The 15,578-nt window shown below is 27.9% G+C and carries 15 protein-coding genes and 1 other annotated feature; of the genes, 13 read left to right on the forward strand and 2 right to left on the reverse strand.

The window, feature by feature from the left end; genetic code table 11:
* The first annotated feature begins 20 nt into the window (after nt 1-20).
* The gene (locus KGF42_RS03000) at nt 21-281 is read left to right on the forward strand and encodes a hypothetical protein (RefSeq protein WP_227821132.1); all 261 of its coding nucleotides are present in this window, start codon (nt 21-23) and stop codon (nt 279-281) included.
* Between the two features lie 162 nt (nt 282-443).
* Here the strand turns inward: KGF42_RS03000 and KGF42_RS03005 are convergent, their stop codons facing one another.
* Entirely contained in the window at nt 444-1,016 is a 573-nt protein-coding gene (locus KGF42_RS03005; RefSeq protein WP_227821131.1) for a TetR/AcrR family transcriptional regulator, read from the reverse strand.
* A 183-nt stretch (nt 1,017-1,199) separates the two neighbouring features.
* On the opposite strand from KGF42_RS03005, the gene KGF42_RS03010 reads away from it, so the two are divergent.
* Nucleotides 1,200-2,042 carry a DegV family protein gene (locus KGF42_RS03010; RefSeq protein ID WP_054274595.1) on the forward strand — a complete coding sequence of 281 codons (843 nt, stop codon included), beginning with the start codon at nt 1,200-1,202 and terminating at the stop codon, nt 2,040-2,042.
* Between the two features lie 120 nt (nt 2,043-2,162).
* Here the strand turns inward: KGF42_RS03010 and KGF42_RS03015 are convergent, their stop codons facing one another.
* Entirely contained in the window at nt 2,163-3,239 is a 1,077-nt protein-coding gene (locus KGF42_RS03015; RefSeq protein WP_054274594.1) for a M24 family metallopeptidase, read from the reverse strand.
* Between the two features lie 493 nt (nt 3,240-3,732).
* Here KGF42_RS03015 and KGF42_RS03020 point away from each other — a divergent pair, with 493 nt between their 5' ends.
* The 11 genes from KGF42_RS03020 (at nt 3,733) to pyrR (ending at nt 15,435) form a co-directional block, all read left to right on the forward strand.
* On the forward strand, nt 3,733-5,136 hold the full coding sequence (locus tag KGF42_RS03020) for an amino acid permease (protein WP_227821130.1): 1,404 nt from the start codon (nt 3,733-3,735) through the stop codon (nt 5,134-5,136).
* Nucleotides 5,137-5,226: 90 nt separating this feature from the next.
* Nucleotides 5,227-5,467: a binding site (T-box leader), on the forward strand.
* Nucleotides 5,468-5,509: 42 nt separating this feature from the next.
* On the forward strand, nt 5,510-6,208 hold the full coding sequence (locus KGF42_RS03025; protein WP_227821129.1) for a 5'-methylthioadenosine/adenosylhomocysteine nucleosidase: 699 nt from the start codon (nt 5,510-5,512) through the stop codon (nt 6,206-6,208).
* 24 nt (nt 6,209-6,232) lie between these two features.
* Nucleotides 6,233-7,234, forward strand: coding sequence for a tryptophan--tRNA ligase (trpS, locus tag KGF42_RS03030; protein ID WP_227821128.1), 1,002 nt, complete (start codon nt 6,233-6,235; stop codon nt 7,232-7,234).
* A gap of 583 nt (nt 7,235-7,817) precedes the next feature.
* Nucleotides 7,818-9,020 carry a LytS/YhcK type 5TM receptor domain-containing protein gene (locus KGF42_RS03035; RefSeq protein WP_227821127.1) on the forward strand — a complete coding sequence of 401 codons (1,203 nt, stop codon included), beginning with the start codon at nt 7,818-7,820 and terminating at the stop codon, nt 9,018-9,020.
* Nucleotides 9,021-9,024: 4 nt separating this feature from the next.
* Entirely contained in the window at nt 9,025-9,795 is a 771-nt protein-coding gene (locus KGF42_RS03040) for a LytR/AlgR family response regulator transcription factor (RefSeq protein WP_227821126.1), read from the forward strand.
* Nucleotides 9,796-9,941: 146 nt separating this feature from the next.
* The gene (locus tag KGF42_RS03045; protein ID WP_227825670.1) at nt 9,942-11,363 is read left to right on the forward strand and encodes a carbon starvation protein A; all 1,422 of its coding nucleotides are present in this window, start codon (nt 9,942-9,944) and stop codon (nt 11,361-11,363) included.
* 183 nt (nt 11,364-11,546) lie between these two features.
* Nucleotides 11,547-12,029 carry a TraR/DksA C4-type zinc finger protein gene (locus KGF42_RS03050; protein ID WP_054274585.1) on the forward strand — a complete coding sequence of 161 codons (483 nt, stop codon included), beginning with the start codon at nt 11,547-11,549 and terminating at the stop codon, nt 12,027-12,029.
* A 49-nt stretch (nt 12,030-12,078) separates the two neighbouring features.
* On the forward strand, nt 12,079-12,858 hold the full coding sequence (locus tag KGF42_RS03055) for a polysaccharide deacetylase family protein (RefSeq protein WP_227825671.1): 780 nt from the start codon (nt 12,079-12,081) through the stop codon (nt 12,856-12,858).
* Nucleotides 12,859-13,177: 319 nt separating this feature from the next.
* Nucleotides 13,178-13,624, forward strand: a complete 447-nt coding sequence (gene lspA / locus KGF42_RS03060; RefSeq protein WP_054274583.1) for a signal peptidase II — start codon at nt 13,178-13,180, stop codon at nt 13,622-13,624.
* A complete protein-coding gene (locus tag KGF42_RS03065) occupies nt 13,593-14,540 on the forward strand; it encodes an RluA family pseudouridine synthase (RefSeq protein ID WP_227825672.1) in 948 nt (315 codons plus the stop codon). The genes lspA and KGF42_RS03065 overlap by 32 nt, the downstream gene beginning before the upstream one ends.
* Nucleotides 14,541-14,901: 361 nt before the next feature.
* Complete coding sequence (pyrR, locus tag KGF42_RS03070) at nt 14,902-15,435, forward strand: bifunctional pyr operon transcriptional regulator/uracil phosphoribosyltransferase PyrR (protein ID WP_054274581.1); 534 nt, start codon at nt 14,902-14,904, stop codon at nt 15,433-15,435.
* Nucleotides 15,436-15,578 lie beyond the last annotated feature (143 nt).

The raw sequence follows: 15,578 nt of genomic DNA on the forward strand, positions 1-15,578 counted from the left end.
ATACTAGGAGGTATAAGAATATGTTAAGAGAGAGATTTGTAGTAAGAAATCATCATAATCCACATACAAGTGGATGCTGTGGGACTGGAGGAGAAAGATGCTGTGGAGGGGATAACCACGAGCATTCACATCAACATTCTCACAGTCATGGGCATGAACATGTAAATGGTGTAGGTCACGACCATAATCATGATGATGGTTTTTCAGGAACTCATGAGCATAGCCACGAGCATACACATGGGTATGAACATTCAGATGGACATACACATGAACATAAATAAAAATATTTAAAATTCATAAAAGATTTTTATTTTGTGATTCCATGAAGGTTTAAATAAAAATTGAATATTTTAAGTAAAAATTATTGATAATAAATAAGAAAGTGAACTGTTAAAGTAGATAACTTAAATAGTTCACTTTTATTAATTATCTAAGTATTAAATTTAAATCCAATGGCTAACTAAAAAAGAAGCTATATTTTCATAAGGTATTTTTTCTATTTTTAATAAGCTTTGGACAACTAAACCATCAACTATTGACATAAGTAAGAAAGAAAATGATTCAGCATCCTGTTCATTTTCGCTACTATTATATTTTTCTAGTGATTCAACAATTTCAGATTTAAGAGTAGTTCTCCATTCAATATATTTTAATCTCATTCTTTCTTTCAAATCGTCATTTGAAGTAATTGCCTCACAAATAAGGTACATATGTACTCTACCACGACTTTCTATAGTAGATATTTTATCTAAGATTAAGTTAACCATTTCTATTTGAGAATTTTTTGATTTGACATTTTTTACACAGTTTAGTATAGCGCTAGTTATAACTTCTAAATGAGTATCCGCAATATCATATATAATATCATTTTTAGATGCGTAGTGATAATATAAAGTACCTTTACTTATATTTACATCTTTTGCAATATCAGCAAGGCTAGTATTTTGAACTCCATTTTTGGCTATTAAATTGGTTGCAGATGATAAAATAGCCTGTTTCATATTATTTGTTTTCATAAAACTTACCTTTCTATGTATATTTATAACAAATTAATAACATTATAAACTTATGGATATTTATTGTCAATAAAGCAAGAATCTATATCTATTGACTTTTGTTCATTCAAAATATAAAATAATAATTAAATCGGTCGTACGACCGACTGAATAAATAAAACAATATCTTATAGTGAGGTTAATATGGATAAAATAAAATTGATAGTGGACAGTGCATGTGACTTACCTAATGATATAATAGAAAAATACAACATAGAAGTTGTTGGTTTAAATGTATCTTTTGGAGAAGAAAGTTATATATCTGGAAAGGAAATAGATAATGAAACTTTCTATAGAAAAATGAGTGAGAGCAAAGTACTACCAAAGACATCATGTCCTTCACCTGATAAATTTTTAGAAGCATATCATTGTCAGGAAGAAAGTATATTGGTGATTAATATAAGTTCAGGATTATCTGGCACTTATAATAGTGCACTTTTGGCAAAGGATATGTTTGAAAAAGAAGGAAACAACAAGAAAATTGAGGTTATAGATTCGCTTAGTGGGTCAATTGGAATAGGACAATTAGTGTTAAAAGCAGCAATATTAATAAAAGAAGGAAAAGAAATCGAAGAAATTGTTTCAATAATAGATAGATACAAAGATAACCCTCCATTTTTTGGAACTCTAGAAACTTTAGAAAATGCTATTAAGGGGGGGAGAATAAACCCAATAGCAGGAAAAATTATAAATACCTTGAATTTTAAGGCGATAATACAAGTTGCAGATGGTGTTGTAACTCCAATAGACAAGGCAAGAGGTGAAGGTAATAGCTTGAAAAAGTTGATTACTTTAGTAGAGTCAAAAATTAAAAATAAAGAAGAAAAGGTTTTATTTATAGGACATGCTAACTGTCCTGAAAAGGCTCAAAAAGTAAGAGAAGTTATGGAAAAGGATGTAAAATACAAAGATGTTGTAATCTGTGAAGTTGGTTCAGTTATGGGTACATATACTTCAAAAGGTGCAATTTTAATAACTGCAATATAAATAATAGATTGAAATAAATAATGGATTGAAATAAATAATGGATTGAAAAATTAAAGCCATATAAAAATGCTTAAAGTATTTTTATATGGCTTTTTTTATGTTATCAAATTGATTTTATAATTAACCAACTACACATATTTCTTTATCATGTTTGTTTAATATCTCGCAACCATCTTCAGTAACAAGTACCAAATCTTCTATTCTAACTCCAAACTCACCTGGTAAATATATACCTGGCTCTATAGAGAATATCATTCCTGGTTGTACAGTATCTGTATTTATAGAAGATACATCTCCTTTATCATGAACCTCAAGTCCTATAGAGTGACCAGTTCTATGAGTGAAATATTGTCCATATCCTTTTTCAGTTATGTAATCACGAGCAGCAGCATCTATATCACAGAATCTAACACCCGGTTTTACAATAGCCTCAGCTCTCTTATTAGCTTCAAGAACTATTTCAAATATTTCTCTACCTTTTTCAGGTATTTCTTTATAGAATACAGTTCTTGTCATATCAGCACAATAATTGTCTTTTATACAACCTATATCTAATATTATTGCATCTCCTGGTTTTACAAGTGCATTTCCAGGTTCACCATGTGGATTAGCTCCATTAGGTCCAAATCCTATAATAGGGTCAAATGAAAATCCATCAGTACCTAGGTCTTCATATATTTTAGATAATTTACCAACAAGTTGTTTCTCTGTAAGTTCACCAGAAACAGTAGCTTTAAGTTGTTCCATAGCCTTGTCATTTAATCTTGAAGCTATTCTCATTAATTCTTTTTCTTCTTCATCTTTACACATTCTTAAAGTATCTATTATATAAGATGAATTTACAAATTTACTTCCTCCACCTAATTCTATTAAGTTTAATAAAAATCTAGCTGGCCAGTTTTTATCAACACCCATAGTAGCATTTTTGTCTATATGTTCAGTTATTATTTCTACTGGATTTTGAGTATCATTAAACCAAACCATTTCAACACCTAAATCTTCTGCAACTGGGAATAATTCATTTATAAATAATTTGTTATTTCCATTTAAATTTAGATATAATGATAATAGTCTTTCACCTGGATGGATTAGCACTCCTGTTAGATAAAATATCGAAGTAGGGTCACTTACTAACATTTGAGAAATATCATCTTTTTTCATTTGTTCAAGTACAGCATTTAATCTTTGAGCCTTCATAATAATTTCCTCCTAATCAAAATTCAATACAAATCAATTTTAGCATTATTAAACAAAAAATAGTATACTTTTCTTCTAGAAATATAAAAAAATTTTGGTATATTGTTTTTATATTAAATTTAATCATTACTTTTACATTAAAATAGAAATAAAAGACTTTTTATTGTGAAAATATTATAGAAATAGTAAATAAAATTTATAAAGTCGTGTATTTAAGCTTTTTATATAGTAATGAAAAATAATAAATAAAATTTTATATTAAAATAATATTGAAACAATTTTAAAAGTTTAGTATCATTAAAATTAAAGTGGTAAAACTTTCAATGTTTATCATTTTTAATAAAATTTGATTTCAAAGTATTTAGATTTTATAAGTAAATGCCTTTAATGGTGTGAATATTCTGGAATTTATTATTTTAATGATAATGAATCTATTTTATTAATTTTGAAATCAAATTTTAAATAATTAATAGAGAGGGGAAATTAAATTAGGATGGAAAAGAAAAAAATAGGCCTATGGAGTTTGGTATTTATGAATGTATCAGCTTTATATGGTATAAGATGGATAGCTAAGTCTACTGCATCAAGCTTTGGTTTAGGATTAGGTGCAATACCTATGTGGTTATTATTCTCATTCATATATTTTGTACCAGGAGCTTTAATTTGTGCTGAATTAGCTTCTACATATCAAAAAGGTGATGGAGGTTTGTATGATTGGGTCAAGGAAGCCTTTGGAGAAAAATATGGATTTTTAGTTTCTTGGCTAAACTGGACAGCTAAAATATTCTGGTATTCTTCATTCTTGACATTTTTAGCAGTAAATGTTTCTTATACAATAGGAAATCCAGCACTTGCAGATAATAAGATGTTTGTACTTATACTATCTTTAATAATATTCTGGGCATTATCTCTTATAGCAACTAAAGGAATAAGTTTTACAAAGATATTTACTAATACAGGTGCATTAGGTTCAACAATACCAAGTGCTATACTTATAATATTTTCATTTGTAGCAGTATTTGTACTTAAAAAACATGATATAGCTTCAACATACACAATAGCTTCAATGACTCCAAAACTTAATATGGATGCATTTGTTGCTATATCGGCTATAATGTTTGGTTTAGCAGGAGCAGAAACTTCAGCTAACTTTATAACAGAAATAGATAAGCCTGAAAAGAACTTCCCTAAAGCTATATTAATATCAGCTGGAATAGTAGGTTCGTTGTACGTATTAGGCTCAATTGCAATAACAATGATAATACCACCAGATCAAATTACTGCTTCTAAAGGTGTGTTAGATGCACTTGGAGTTGTTTGTGAATCTTTAGGAATCGGTTCTTGGTTGGTTCAACTGATAGCTTTTGGTATAGCTTTTTCAATATTAGGAGCAATAGTTCTTTACATAGCATCACCAATAAAAATGTTATTTGGTAGTGTTAAAAAGGGAGTATTTCCTGATAGTTTGGTAGAAGTAAATGAACACAAGATACCTTCTAAAGCAGTTATACTTCAAGCAATAATAGTTACTATAATATTATTGGTTACTACATTAATGCCTTCTGTTGATGCTATATACAATGTTCTTGTAACTATGACAGCATTAACTGCATTATTCCCATATGTATTGTTATATGCTTCTTATATTAAACTAAGAAAAGAGAGACCAGATGAAATTAGACCTTATACTATGGCAAAATCAACAGGTACTTGTATAGGTTTAGCAAAAATGGTTCTAACTGTAACTGTAGTTGGTATATTATTATCTGCAGCTCCAGTTATGCCTACATTTGCTGAAAATATTATATATGAGATAGAGATGATTGGTGGAGGTCTTCTAGTTATATTATCTGGACTATGGTTATGGAATAGATATGAAAAGAAAACAGCTAAATAAAATGTATTTTAAAAATTTATTTTGGATATTATAATATATAGTTGACAATTTATAATGTAAGGAATATTATAAAATAAAGAAATTAATAAATTAAATCCTGGGATAAGAAATAGTAAATAAATATATTTTTACACAGAGAATTAAGGATGCTGAGAACTTAATGAAAAGTATTTATTGAATGGGTCTTTGAGGAGTAAAATGAAATGTAATTTAAGATTACAGAGTATTTGATATCGTGTATGCACGTTACAGCATATATTAAGATATATATATTCAATTTTGGATGTATATAAATTTAGGTGGTACCACGGAAAATATATCCGTCCTATTGATTTAGGACGGATTTTTTAATATAGAAAATTTAGGAGGAAAAATGAACGTAATAGGAATTATAGGTGCAATGGATGAAGAAGTAAGTATTTTAGTTGATTTAATGGATATTAAAGAGACTATAAAAAAAGCTAGTTTAGAATTTTATAAGGGAACTTTAGAAGGTAAGAATGTAGTATTAGTAAAGTGTGGTATAGGTAAGGTTAATTCTGCTCTTTGTGCACAGATACTAATAAGCGAATTTAAAGTTGATGCTATTGTTAATACAGGCGTTGCAGGAGCTTTAAATGAAAAACTTGATGTTAATGATATAGTAATATCAACTGATGCTATACAGTATGATGTAGATACTACAGCATTTGGAGATCCTAAGGGAGTTATACCAAGAATGAAGACTTCTGTATTTAAAGCGGATGAAAGACTTATAGATGCTGCTTATAAATCTTCTGTGGAAGAGGTAAAAACTCATAAAGTATTGAAAGGAAGAGTAGTTACAGGAGACAAATTTATAAATTCTAAAGAATTAAAGGAAGAATTAGTAAATGATTTTGGTGGATATTGTGGAGAAATGGAAGGTGGAGCTATAGCGCATGTATGTTATTTAAATAATACTCCATTCGTAATAATAAGAGCAATGTCCGATAAGGCAGATGGAAGTGCTGATGTTACGTATGATGTATTTGTACATGATGCTGCCAATAATTCTAAAGATATAGTTTTAAATATGTTAAAATCAATATAAATATATAAGGAGGGTACAAAGAAAATGGGTGAAAAAAAAGTTATATTTAGTGGTGCACAACCATCAGGCAAAATGACCTTAGGAAATTATTTAGGAGCTATAAAAAACTGGACTGAACTTCAAGATAATTATGATTGCTATTATAGTATAGTTGATTTACATGCAATAACAGTACCTCAGGACCCTAAAGTTTTGAGAGCTAATGCTATAGAATTACTTGCTCAATATATAGCTTGTGGATTAGACCCAGAAAAAAATACTATATTTATACAATCACATGTCAAAGAGCATGTTGAACTTATGTGGGTATTAAATACTATGACTTATATGGGTGAATTAAGTAGAATGACTCAATTTAAGGATAAATCACAAAAGAGTGAAGCAAATCTAAATGCAGGTTTATTTACTTATCCAGTTCTTATGGCTGCTGACATATTGTTGTATCAAACTGATTTAGTTCCAGTTGGGGATGACCAAAAGCAACATTTAGAATTAGCTCGTGATTTAGCAAATAGATTTAATAATAGATTTTCACCTACTTTTGTAATTCCAGAAGGATACTACCCAAAAGGTGGAGCAAGAGTGATGAGTTTGCAAGAGCCAACTAAGAAAATGAGTAAGTCTGATTCAAATGAAAATGCATTTATATTATTGGCAGATGATTCAGATTCTATAAAGAGAAAGATAAAAAGAAGTGTTACTGATTCTTTAGGTGTTGTAAAATACTCTGATGAGCAACCTGGTATTAAAAATTTACTTGATATATACTCTAATTTAAGTAAAAAGAGTGTAGAAGAGATTGTAAATATGTATGAAGGTAAGGGTTATGGAGTATTTAAAGAAGATGTAGCTGAAGTAGTATCAGAAGCTCTAAGACCTATAAGAGAAAAATATGTTGACCTTCTTAATAACAAAGATTATTTAGAAAAAATATATAGTATGGGAGCAGAAAAAGCTGAAAAACAAGCTAGAAAAACTCTTAGAAAAGTTTATAAAAAAGTTGGATTTATAGAGAGAAGATATTAATTGCATTATTTATCTTTATTTGGTAAATAAATTTTAAAGTTACTAAAAAAGTATATGATAGGAAATAGAGTGTTTCAAAGTGAACTTTTGTTCATGAGGCACTCTTTTTGTATGAAATCAAATATATTTTCATCATTTCGACAATGAAAAAGAGGTTTATCTTTTGAGACAGCATCTTTTTGTAATAAAAAAAGATGAGCTTTTGCTCATCTCAAAGGGGTTAGATCATTCTTACTTTGGGGAAAGTAGAATAAAGGTAAAAGTTAACTGATGTTAACTTTGTCTTTTTTGCATATCACTACTGAGCATAAAAAAATCAGAAAACCATAGCCTTCTGAACTAACTTCGAACATACATCATATTTTATACCCAATATGTAATTTATGAGTTAATTTTAACTCTTATAATGAAAATTGTCAATAATATATCAAAAAAACATTTTTTAAATTTATATAATTAAATGAATTTATGTTTATATAGGTGATATGATACAATAATTATGGTATTTATTTTTATGAATTTAATTTATAATAAAAAATAATAAGTTTAAAGTGTGTAAAGATTTATTTTTAAGAGGGAAAATATGAAAACATCAATTTTAATAGCATTAATAGAAAAGACAAGCCTTATTGTGGTGATGTTTCTTCTGATAACAAAGCTAAAAACATTTAAGCAAATATTTCAAAAAGAAAAATATAGTTTTAATGATTTGGTATGTATAGCATTAGTTTTTACTTTTTTAGCCATATTTGGTACTTATAATGGTATAAATTATATGGGGTCAATAGTAAATACTAGGATAATATCTATAGTATCAGGAGGCGTTTTATTTGGACCAATGGTAGGTATCACAGCAGGCGTTCTTTCGGGGATTCATAGATACTTTATGGATATTGGAGGTATAACATCTGTTCCATGTCTTTTATCAAGTATACTAGCAGGTGTATTATCAGGATTTTTATATAAAAGGATACCAAAGCAACACAGGGTAATATGTGGTATATTGGTAGGCATGGTTTCTGAAAGTTTTACTATACTACTTATATATTTAATATCACATCCACATTCTTTAGCACTTCAAATAATTGGTGGAATATATTTACCTTTAATAGTTGGACAGATTGGAATAGGATTTGTTATATCCATAGTTGAAGGGATTGAAAAAGATAAAAAGGATATAGAAGCAAGAAATAAAGCAGAAATAAAAGCACTTCAAAGACAGATTAATCCGCATTTTATGTTTAATTCCTTAAACACAATAGCTTCATTTATAAGGTTTAGTCCAGATAAAGCCAGAGAACTAATAATAAATTTGTCAACTTATTTAAGGTATAATCTCGAATATAGTGATAATTTGATAGATATAAATAAAGAGATTGAGCAAGTTAAATCTTTTGTAGAGATAGAAAAGGCTAGATTTGGAGACTTACTAACTGTGTCTTATGATATAGACGATGTGAATATAAAGATTCCAAGCTTGATTATACAGCCATTAGTGGAAAATGCAATAATACATGGGATTTTAGAAAGTGGTAGAGCTGGTATAGTGAAAATATCTATAAAAAAGTTGCCATATTCATTAGAAAATACTGTAAGAATATCAATTGAGGATAATGGTGTAGGTATAAGTGATGAGATTATAAATAATGTATATCAAGATAATATGCCAGAAAATAAGATTGGACTTTATAATGTACATTTAAGACTCAAGTTGATGTACGGAAGTGGATTAAATATGAGAAGAATGGACAATGGAACTTTGATAGTATTTTATGTAAAGGAGTAGAATGATGAGAGCTATAATAGTGGAAGATGAGTTTCCAGCAAGAAAGGAATTGAGATATTTTATTGAAAATAAAAGTAACATTGAGGTAGTAAGTGAATTTACTAATGGTATAGAGGTGTTAGATTTTATTCAGGAAAATAAAATAGATGTAATTTTTTTAGATATAAGTATACCTCATCTTGATGGAATGTTACTTGCAAAAACATTAAATCAGTTTAAATCAAAACCAAAAATTGTTTTTATAACAGCGTATGAAAATTATGCAGTAGATGCTTTTTCTTTGGGTGTATTTGATTATATACTGAAGCCTTATTCTGAAGAGAGAATTATTTCTATGTTGAATAAATTAGAAAATAGTGAAACGAGTGATATTGAGCTATATAATGACAATAGTAATTTACATAAGGATAAAAAAGATGTAATAAATCAGAATATAGAAGAAATAACACATAAAATTAGCCTTTGGAAAGGTGATAAGTTGGTTGTAATAGATATTGATGATATATATTATTGTGAAGCTAATGAAAGACAGACATTTATATATACTGAAAAAGAAAAGTTTATATTAAAAGAAGGTATATCAGAAGTGGAAAATCTTATAAATGATAAAACATTTTTTAGAACACATAGGTCTTATATCGTGAATTTAAGCAAAGTAAAAGAAATTATACCATGGTTTAATAATACATACATATTGAAGTTAAAAAACAGTAATTATGAAGTAACTGTAAGTAGAAGTAAAATAAAAGAATTCAGGTTATTAATGCATATATAAAATCATTTCATGTACTTAAACATGCACTTGATGTAATTAACATTTATATTAGTACAAAAAAGTATTACCATTTGAACTGGAAATAGTTTTCTCAAACTTATAAAAATTTATAAAGCAATTATACAAAAAACTAAGGGGATGAATTTATGGTAAGTTTTTTAGGTTCAATAGTAGTACTTATAGTAGGTTATTTTATCTATGGCACTTTTGTAGAAAAGGTTTTTGGAATCAATGATAAAAATCAAACTCCAGCTATAGCTTGTAGAGATGGAGTGGACTATGTTCCAATGAAATGGAAAAGAATCTTTTTAATTCAATTTTTAAATATCGCAGGATTAGGTCCTATATTTGGAGCTATACAAGGTGCATTATTTGGACCGTCAGCATTTTTATGGATTGTATTTGGAACAATATTTGCAGGTGGAGTACATGATTTTACTTCAGGATATTTATCAATGAAGAACAAAGGTACATCTGCATCAGAGTTGGTAGGTCTTTATCTAGGAAATGGTGCAAAAATAGCAATGAGAATATTTAGTGTTATTCTTTTGGTATTAGTTGGAGTTGTATTTGTAACAGGTCCAGCAGGATTACTAAAAACATTGACAGGAGTAAACACACAAATATGGGTTGGAGTAATAATTCTTTATTATATAATGGCTACTGTTTTACCAATAGATAAGTTAATTGGTAAAATATATCCTTTATTTGGAGCTGCTTTATTAATTATGGCAGTTGGTGTAGCTGGAGGATTAATAATAAAGGGATATAATATACCAAATATAAATTTACAAAATATGAATCCAAATGGAACACCTTTGTTTCCATATTTATTTATAACAATAGCATGTGGAGCAATATCAGGTTTCCATGCAACACAATCACCACTTATGGCAAGATGTGTTGAAAAAGAGAGTGAAGCAAGACCAGTATTTTATGGTTCAATGGTTGCAGAAGGAATAATAGCTTTAGTTTGGGCAGCTGCAGCTATGTCATATTTCCATGGTATACCTCAGCTTAATGTAATATTTAATGATGGTGGAGCAGCAACTGTTGTAAATACAGTATCTGTTGGATTAATGGGACCTATTGGAGGAGCTTTGGCCATACTTGGTGTTGTAGCATGTCCTATAACTTCAGGGGATACAGCATTTAGAAGTGCTAGATTAACAATAGCTGATGCAATGAATTATAATCAAGATGCAGTTAAAAATAGATTTTTAATAGCTTTGCCATTATTTGCTGTGGGGGTTGCCCTTACATTTATAGATTTTAATATAATTTGGAGATATTTCTCTTGGGCAAATCAAACACTTGCTATGATAATGTTGTGGACTGGTTCTGCGTATTTGGTTAAAGCAAATAAAAATCATTACATAACTACATTGCCAGCACTTTTTATGACTGTAGTAACATTTAGTTATATAATGCAGGCAAAAGAAGGATTTAGACTTCCAGTTAATATATCTAATGGAATAGGTATTGTAGTTGCAATAATCCTTGGACTTTTATTTTTTAAAAAAGCTAAGGATATAAAAGAGCAAAATGCTCATAAATTAGCAAGTTAATGTAATTATTATCAAAAACTAAAAACATTATATTAAAAATATATTTAAAGAATTTGTAGGTGAATTTTAAGTTTACCTACAATTTTTTTTGAAAAAATCAAATCTTGTTTTTTATTGTATTTTTAATTTAGTTTTCCACATACTATTTTTATGATATAAATATTAAAATTAGAGGTGTTGAAAATGGATACTAAAAAATACAAAGATAAATTATTAAAAGAAAGAGAAAAGTTAACTAATTTAGTAGTAGATATGAAAGATAATACCTTGTTTGGAGACACTACTAAACATACTAGTGAAAAATATTCATCAGGAGAATTATCTAGTTATGATAATCATATCGGAGATATGGGAACAGATTTATATATGCAAAATATGCAAAATAGTTTAATAAATCATGAAGAAGGAAGACTATATCAAATAGATTCAGCATTATCTAAAATAGAAAATGGAACATATGGTTTTTGTGATTTATGTCACAATCAAATAGATTTAGAAAGATTAGATATATTACCTGATACAAATTTATGTAACAATTGTGCAAAAAAAGAAAATGATTTATTAGGTGATGCAATGCAAAATCCTGATGTAGAAGATTCTAATTTTTATTCAGAAGACCTAACAAATTTAACTGATTTAAATAAGAATGGAACATTGAGAGATTAGAAGCCTGACATCATATATTGTTAGAATGAATTAGAAAAGAGGTAATGACATGAAGAAAGCAATATGGGGTATATGTATATGTTTATTATCCATAGTAGGTGTATATACATATAACCATAATACACATAATCAAAGTAGTTCAAAAGAAACCTATAGTTTAAATGACAATATAAAAGACGATTATGAAGATGTAATAATCAAGAAAGGAAATGAGGATGAAAAGATTCTAGCATTGACTTTCGATGATGGTCCAGATGAGGATTTTACACCACAAGTACTTGATATATTAAAGAAAAATGATGTAAAAGCAACTTTTTTTGTAGTTGGAGAAAAAGTAGATTGTAACAAAGATTTATTAAAAAGACAGTATGATGAAGGTCATGAGATAGGGAATCATACATTTACACATATAAATGTTGCAAAAAATAGTTATGGTAAGGTAGAAAAAGAAATAACAGATACACAAAATATTGTAAAAAATATAATAGGGGTAGAACCCAAAATATTTAGACCTCCATATAGAGCCATGAGTAAAAGTGTATGTGATATTATAGTTTCTAAAGGTATGAATATAATTCTTTGGTCAAACTTAGACCCTAGAGATTGGTCCAATCCTGGAGTGGATACAATTATAAATACTATTCTCACAAAAGTACAAAATGGAAATATAATACTTTTACATGATTATAATAATAAAAGAAACAACAAGTCACAAACCATACAAGCTTTAGAAGTAGTGCTTCCTAAATTAAAAGAGAGAGGATATAAATTCGTAACAGTATCTGAACTTATACAACATTTAGATAAAAATAAGCAAGTACAAAAATAAAAAATATTTGTTTAAAGATTAATGATGTTTGTAAATTTAAAATACAAGCATCATTAATCTTTAAGCTATAAAATATACAAAAAGTATTGAGTGGTATAGTACTTTTAAATTTTTTATACATAATAATATGATTTTAAATGTGTAATAATTTATAATATAGAAAGGGTAATATTATTTTAGATTTTGTGCCAGTTTTATTAAAAAATACAGTAACTAACAGTTTTAATAAAGTTGCTCTTTATAGTATTTTTTTTGTATAATGGTAATAGTGAATTTTGAGCAAAATTGATTTTTAAATAATTTATAGGGGGAAAAATCATTGTTATATGTGTTAATAATAATTCTGCTTATAGGATTAGATCAACTGTCTAAGATATGGGTGTTAAATAATTTGGTGAATGTATCAACAATACCAATAATAAAGAATGTATTTCATCTAACTTATGTTGAAAATAGAGGGGCAGCATTTGGACTATTACAAAATAATCAATGGATATTTATAATAGTTGCATTACTTGCAACTGTATTTGGACTATACTATCTCAATACAAGAAAAGTACATACATCTGGGAAGTTGGGAATTATATTAATCATTTCTGGTGCATTAGGAAATCTAATTGACAGGGTTAGATTAGGATTTGTAGTAGATTATTTTGATTTTAGAATTATATGGGAGTATGTATTTAATGTAGCTGATGTATTTGTAGTTTTAGGAACTGTATTTTTATGTATATATGTTTTATTTTTTGAAAGTAAAAGTAGGTGATTTGATGGATGAGATAAGAGATTTTTTGGTGCTTGAAGAGGAAGAAGATGTTAGACTTGATGTTTATCTAGCAGAACAATTAGGTGATATGTCAAGAAGCTATATACAAAAAATTATAAAAGATGGTAAAGTAAAAGTTAATAATAAAGTAGAAAAAGCAAAATATTTAGTTAAAGAAGAGGATAAAATTATTATAGAGATACCAGAGCCTAAAGTTTTGGAGGTTGTAGCTCAAGATATACCTATAAATATCGTATATGAAGATAATGATGTCTTAATAATAAATAAACCTCAGGATATGGTTGTTCATCCTGCTCCTGGAAATTATGAAAATACATTGGTAAATGGAATTTTATATCATTGTAAAGATAAATTATCATCAATAAATGGAGTTATTAGACCTGGTATAGTTCATAGAATAGACAAAGATACTTCTGGTCTTCTTATGATAGCTAAGAATAATTATGCACATAATTTTCTAGCAGAACAATTAAAAGAACATACTATAACTAGGGAATATGAATTTATATGCTATGGTGTGGTTAAAGAAGATAAAATAACTGTGGACAAACCTATAGGAAGAAATCCTAAGGATAGGTTAAAAATGGCTGTAGTCAAAGACGGGAAAAATGCAATCACTCATTTTGAAGTGGTAGAAAGATTTGATAAATTCACTCATATGAAAGCTAGGCTTGAAACTGGTAGAACTCATCAAATAAGAGTTCATGCTTTGTCCATAAATCACCCGCTTTTAGGTGATATTGTATATGGACCTAAAGAAAATAAGTTTAAATTAAAGGGACAAACCTTGCATGCTAAGAAATTGGGATTTATACATCCTACTACTAAGGAATATATTGAATTTGATTCAGAGTTACCAGATTATTTTAAGGAAGTTATTAGAAAAATCAAATAAAAATTTGCATAATATTATAAACCTTTGTTTAGTTTTATATAAGTGATAAATTTAGTGGAATTTAGCTAAAATGTTTTATATTAAAGTATTTTGATTAAAAAAGCTTGAAAAATTTGAAATATAAATATATAATTTGAGTTAATGGAGTATAAAAATTATCTTTAAACGATACAGAGATATCGTAAGACAATTGCTGAATTAGACTATATATTTTTTATATAAAAGCTTCTTGTCTTGTGATGAGGAGTTTTTTGTTGTTTAAATTGAAAATTTTAATAAAAGTGAAGTTATAAAAATTTAAAAGAGAGGAGTAGATTTGTCAAAATAAAATATAGTATATTTTTTTGGCAATAGTTATGATATGGTAGAAAAAGCTCAATTAATGGATGAAAAGGCGATAGCAAGAGCAATTACTAGGATAAGTCATGAGATAATTGAAAGAAATAAAGGCGTAGAAGACCTAGTATTAGTTGGAATAAAGACTAGAGGTGTACCAATTGCAAATAGAATTTCTAAAAGAATAGAACAAATAGAAGGAACAAAAGTAGACACTGGAGATATTGATATAACACTTTATAGAGATGACTTAGAAAAAATTAATGTTGAACCAGTAGTCAAGGGAACATATTTAGACTTTAATGTAGATGATAAAACAGTAGTTTTAGTTGATGATGTGTTATATACAGGAAGAACTGTAAGAGCAGCACTTGATGCTATTATTGATATAGGAAGACCTAAATCAATACAATTAGCAGTATTAGTGGATAGAGGGCATAGAGAGCTACCTATAAGAGCAGATTATGTAGGAAAAAATGTACCTACTTCTAGACATGAAATTATATCTGTTAGTTTATTAGAAATTGATGGAGAAGATTCAGTTACAATCAAAGAATAATTATTTTTAAATATTATATAAAAGCTTAGCATTGAATAGTCAGGGGGAGGATAAAGCTTACATAGATTGCACAAAATAAATATTATAATTTTATGGATGTGTATTTTAGTATAGTCTTTATTCTCCTTTATTTGAATTTTAAT

The organism is Clostridioides sp. ZZV15-6383, assembly GCF_020657735.1.
Classification (GTDB): Bacteria; Bacillota; Clostridia; order Peptostreptococcales; family Peptostreptococcaceae; genus Clostridioides; species Clostridioides difficile_D.

Coding starts and splice junctions, on each gene's coding strand:
- KGF42_RS03000 (WP_227821132.1), top strand. CDS start 21: ATGTTAAGAGAGAGATTTGTAGTAAGAAATCATCATAATCCACATACA.
- KGF42_RS03005 (WP_227821131.1), bottom strand. CDS start 1,016: ATGAAAACAAATAATATGAAACAGGCTATTTTATCATCTGCAACCAAT.
- KGF42_RS03010 (WP_054274595.1), top strand. CDS start 1,200: ATGGATAAAATAAAATTGATAGTGGACAGTGCATGTGACTTACCTAAT.
- KGF42_RS03015 (WP_054274594.1), bottom strand. CDS start 3,239: ATGAAGGCTCAAAGATTAAATGCTGTACTTGAACAAATGAAAAAAGAT.
- KGF42_RS03020 (WP_227821130.1), top strand. CDS start 3,733: ATGGAAAAGAAAAAAATAGGCCTATGGAGTTTGGTATTTATGAATGTA.
- KGF42_RS03025 (WP_227821129.1), top strand. CDS start 5,510: ATGAACGTAATAGGAATTATAGGTGCAATGGATGAAGAAGTAAGTATT.
- trpS (WP_227821128.1), top strand. CDS start 6,233: ATGGGTGAAAAAAAAGTTATATTTAGTGGTGCACAACCATCAGGCAAA.
- KGF42_RS03035 (WP_227821127.1), top strand. CDS start 7,818: ATGAAAACATCAATTTTAATAGCATTAATAGAAAAGACAAGCCTTATT.
- KGF42_RS03040 (WP_227821126.1), top strand. CDS start 9,025: ATGAGAGCTATAATAGTGGAAGATGAGTTTCCAGCAAGAAAGGAATTG.
- KGF42_RS03045 (WP_227825670.1), top strand. CDS start 9,942: ATGGTAAGTTTTTTAGGTTCAATAGTAGTACTTATAGTAGGTTATTTT.
- KGF42_RS03050 (WP_054274585.1), top strand. CDS start 11,547: ATGGATACTAAAAAATACAAAGATAAATTATTAAAAGAAAGAGAAAAG.
- KGF42_RS03055 (WP_227825671.1), top strand. CDS start 12,079: ATGAAGAAAGCAATATGGGGTATATGTATATGTTTATTATCCATAGTA.
- KGF42_RS03065 (WP_227825672.1), top strand. CDS start 13,593: ATGTTTTATTTTTTGAAAGTAAAAGTAGGTGATTTGATGGATGAGATA.
- pyrR (WP_054274581.1), top strand. CDS start 14,902: ATGGTAGAAAAAGCTCAATTAATGGATGAAAAGGCGATAGCAAGAGCA.